The sequence below is a fragment of the Pedobacter alpinus genome (genome assembly GCF_042684645.1).
GTDB lineage: Bacteria > Bacteroidota > Bacteroidia > Sphingobacteriales > Sphingobacteriaceae > Pseudopedobacter > Pseudopedobacter alpinus.
This window is the reverse complement of sequence record NZ_JBHULV010000043.1, coordinates 1-1,199: the sequence shown is the minus strand read 5'-3', so window position 1 is coordinate 1,199 and position 1,199 is coordinate 1. Positions and strand designations below refer to the sequence as shown.

General features: G+C 53.5%; 1 protein-coding gene. It reads right to left on the bottom strand.

Features of this window, described 5'->3' with window-relative positions:
- Window positions 1-151: 151 nt before the first annotated feature.
- On the bottom strand, window positions 152-1,132 hold the full coding sequence (locus ACFSSE_RS12030; protein ID WP_000019445.1) for an IS5-like element ISKpn26 family transposase: 981 nt from the start codon (window positions 1,130-1,132) through the stop codon (window positions 152-154).
- Window positions 1,133-1,199 lie beyond the last annotated feature (67 nt).

Below are 1,199 nucleotides of genomic sequence, written 5' to 3'. Positions count from 1 at the left end.
TTAGGGAAAGTGCGAATAAGCAGGTCATTTCTTCCCAAGCTGACTCGTTGATTAAAATTTCGCGGATCTGGGCCGATTTTTTTCCCGCAAACACATCGAATCAGCCTATTTAGGCTATTTTTTCCACCATTTCTGGCGTTATTTCCGGTTTTTACTGAGATCTCTCCCACTGACGTATCATTTGGTCCACCCGAAACAGGTTGGCCAGGGTGAATAACATCGCCAGTTGGTTATCGTTTTTCAGCAGCCCCTTGTATCTGGCTTTCACGAAGCCGAACTGCCGCTTGATGATGCGAAACGGGTGCTCCACCCTGGCACGGATGCTGGCTTTCATGTATTCGATGTTGATGGCCGTTTTGTTCTTGCGCGGATGCTGCTTCAAGGTTTTTACCTTGCCGGGACGCTCGGCGATCAGCCAGTCCACATCCACCTCGGCCAGCTCCTCGCGCTGTGGCGCTCCTTGGTAGCCGGCATCGGCTGAGACAAATTGCTCCTCTCCATGAAGCAGATTACCCAGCTGATTGAGGTCATGCTCGTTGGCCGCGGTGGTGACTAGGCTGTGGGTCAGGCCACTCTTGGCATCGACACCAATGTGGGCCTTCATGCCAAAGTGCCACTGATTGCCTTTCTTGGTCTGATGCATCTCCGGATCGCGTTGCTGCTCTTTGTTCTTGGTAGAGCTGGGTGCCTCAATGATGGTGGCATCCACCAAAGTGCCTTGGGTCATCATGACGCCTGCTTCGGCCAGCCAGCGATTGATGGTCTTGAACAATTGACGGGCCAGTTGATGCTGCTCGAGCAGGTGGCGGAAATTCATGATGGTGGTGCGATCCGGCAGGGCGCTATCCAGGGATAATCGGGCAAACAGGCGCATGGAGGCGATTTCGTACAGGGCATCTTCCATGGCACCGTCGCTCAGGTTGTACCAATGCTGCATGCAGTGAATACGCAGCATGGTCTCCAGCGGATAGGGCCGTCGGCCATTGCCCGCCTTGGGATAAAACGGCTCGATGACAGCGGTCATATTCTGCCATGGCAGAATCTGCTCCATGCGGGAGAGGAAAATCTCTTTTCGGGTCTGACGGCGCTTAGTGCTGAATTCACTATCGGCGAAGGTGAGTTGATGGCTCATGATGTCCCTCTGGGATGCGCTCCGGATGAATATGATGATCTCATATCAGGAACTTGTTCGCACCTTC